Source organism: Synechococcus sp. Cruz CV12-2-Slac-r (assembly GCF_024346075.1).
Taxonomy (GTDB): Bacteria; Cyanobacteriota; Cyanobacteriia; order PCC-6307; family Cyanobiaceae; genus Synechococcus_D.
In genome coordinates this window covers 1-2,953 of record NZ_JAGQEK010000188.1, presented here as the reverse complement: position 1 = coordinate 2,953, position 2,953 = coordinate 1, and the positions used below count along the sequence as shown (strand labels likewise).

Below are 2,953 nucleotides of genomic sequence, written 5' to 3'. Positions count from 1 at the left end.
GGCGGAGTCGGCGGAGTAGCTAGACGCTGTAAGCCGGTGCTGTAATCAGCAATTTTTGTTGTGCCTTTGTTTACGGCTTGTTCTGCTAAATCCAGCCGGTCGGCATCGTCTGCCGATAACCAAGCAACTCGACCCTTGCCACCAGGCCCCGGCCCCTTTGTTGTGCTGATGCCAAGGGCTTTAATCAGCTCAAAGATTGAACCGCGGGAGAGTGGTGAATTAGCCACAAACTCAGCCAATTGGATGCCGTCAACGGACACCGCGGACTCAGCGGATTCGTTCATGATTGCTCAGCATCTAAAAAGCGCGGGCTTAGCTCGTTTGAATCGAGCATGTCCCGGACGTCTTGGTGGTTCATGTACTTAAGGCAAGCTGTAAGCAAAAGCTCAGCTGTGACGCGGTTTTCTTCCACCAATTCCATGGCAAAGTCGCGCGGGTCTGTTTCGAAAGTCATAGCGTCCCCAGAGTCGGCGGAGTAGCCGAACAATGCCGAACAGTTACCAATTGCGCAACGTCTGCGGAGTCCGCCTAGTAGCCAAACTGGCACAGCTAGGGCCCGCGGGCCCTAATTGGCCAAACCAGTACACCGCTATTGGCCGCAAGTAGTACAACTTGGCGCCATTTGGCGGGAATTATCGCCAGCGCCGTTGCTGCTGTGGCTCAGTTATCTGGCACAGCCCAGCCTGCGCACCTGTCTATGCAGCAGTGGCTCGGCCAACACTGCGAGCAAAAGCCGCTTCTAGTGAATCCGCCATCCCAACCATTTCGGCATCGCTTAATCCCGTCAAGTTGATGGTCGTTTGGCCGCAAGCTTTAATCCGCTGTTCGGCTTCTGCCCGTTTAGTCATACCAGTGGGTGAACTAAGTGAACTAGCTGGTGAACTGGCAGAAGAATCCAGGTAGTTCACCTTGTTCACCTGTTGCGGCGCAGGGGTTTTGACTAGTTCACTAGGTAGTTCACCAATAACTTCAAGTTGTTCACCTAGTTCACCTGCTGCAATTACTAGTTTTTCGCTTGTTGGTGCTTGTTTTTCTAGTGATACCAACGGGTGAACTAGTGAACTAGCTGGTGAATCGCGGTGAACTAGTTGGTGAACTAGTGACTCACCTGTCATACCAACGGGTGAACTAAGTGAACTAGTTAATTCAAACTCTTGTGTGAGAACTAGTTCACCCTTGTTCACCGCTTGGTATGACTGCTTTTCTTTGATTCGATAATTGCGCTCGTTTGCTACCCGCTGGCTTTCGATTAAGCCGAGGACTTCAAGGCGCTTCAGCACTGTTCGAGTTGCAGCGGCTTTGCCCCCCTTTGGTTCGTATTCGTCACCCGGCACCAACGCTTCAACAATTCCCCTAGTGGTTATCCAGCCATCAGCAGCTTCAACGGCGCTCAATACATCGCTCTGCGGCTCTGTGAGATTGCTAATGGTGCGTTCTATACGTTCCTGCGCTTTTAGTGCTTCCGCATCGCCATGAACGTCCCAGAAGCCGCTGGCATCGCTGCTAATTATTAGGTGTTCGGTTTTGCCACCACGTTTAGTGCTGAGCAATTCACGGCGTGGGTCGGATTCTTGCGCGACCATCATTCCGTTCTCCATTTTGTAAGTAAGGCCAAGGCCAATCACACGCGATACCGCCGCATCAATTGCGCCACTGCCACGGCCAGCACCTACACCTAGGTTTCCTTCCTTACCTGCTGACTTGCGGGTGTGGTGTGTAAGTACACCCCAAGCATCGCCTAAGGCTTCATTCAGCTTGTGGATAGGCGCCGCTGCGCCGCTTTTGTCTTCATCAACTCCAGCGGGTAAACAAGCTGAGAGCGAATCAATTAGCACCATTCCGCCGGGGTGCGCATCAACCCAACGGCGGATTGTATTAAGGCCATCTGCATCAAGTTGGATGCCTGTCTCCAGGCCATATAGCGTTAAACGGTCATGAATTTGAACTGTTGTTGAATCATTTGAATTAGCAAGCCAGCTCAAACCAACTGGCGCAAGTGTTAAATGCCAATCTTCTAAGTTCTGATCTGGGCCAATAATTAACGCATGACGGTTTTCGGCTTCAATACCGTTCAAATTACGTTTAAGCCACGTTTTATCACCACGCAACCAAGCAGCCATACAAGCTGCAATTAAGCGCGATTTACCAGCGCCGCTTTGACCTACCAATAGGTTTAAGGCATGACGGAATAAGCCTGCAACAGCAAATGGGGTACTGGTAACAGTGAATTTGCCGCCGGGTGATATGGGCGCTGATTTTGCTCTGATTTGCCTTTGAGCTTGTTCTAGCAATTGTTCGAGCTGACGCTGGCTAAGCCTGTGAATATCAAGGCTTGCTGCTCTACTTGCAAGTGATGAAAGTGCCTTCATCGCCGGCCAGTTGCTAATAGCTAGCTCTGCTGCGTGTAGCTCCAGCAGTTCCCAACGTTCTTCAAAAGTTAATTGCTTTGGTTTTGCTGCACTATCCGGGATGTTCTGAGATTGTTCCCGGATGGTGCCAGATTGTTTGCGGCTAAGTGGAAAGCCGTTATCACCAGCAATTTTCCAGTAGCTAGCAGCATTGCGGGTGGTGGTGGAAGTCAGCACTTGCCTTGCTGCACCTGGGGCCGCATCAGCCCATAGGTGACCTAGTAGCGCCAGGGCAGCGCCATCACCATCAGCTACTCCAGCTTCAGCAAAGGCAGCACTGCACCCGCACAGGGCGTGCATTGATTCCTCGTAGGTGCCAGCTCCAACAATTCGAGCCGGGATATATGCAGCCGCCGCTTTTATCTCAGTAACGGTGCGTGGCGGCCATCCATCAGATGATTGTCTGTTGGGTGTTGCTGCTAGTTGCCGGGTGCTAGCAGCAGCTTTAGGTGGTAGCGGCGCCGGTAAACAAGCTTCAATATCTGCTGCGCTGTAACGGCGCTCACAGCCGCCAATTAACTTGCATTGGCCGATGGGCTCGCCCG

The 2,953-nt window shown here is 52.0% G+C and carries 3 protein-coding genes; all 3 read right to left on the bottom strand.

The features are described 5' to 3' along the window. Positions 1-284: hypothetical protein (locus KB557_RS10380; RefSeq protein WP_255133945.1), on the bottom strand; the 284-nt coding region annotated here is incomplete at its 3' end. Then, on the bottom strand, positions 281-454 hold the full coding sequence (locus KB557_RS10375; RefSeq protein WP_255133943.1) for a hypothetical protein: 174 nt from the start codon (positions 452-454) through the stop codon (positions 281-283). The genes KB557_RS10375 and KB557_RS10380, both read right to left, overlap by 4 nt. Positions 455-695: 241 nt before the next feature. Then, positions 696-2,953, bottom strand: a 2,258-nt coding sequence (locus tag KB557_RS10370; protein WP_255133941.1) for an AAA family ATPase, incomplete at its 5' end; no start/stop codon positions are given.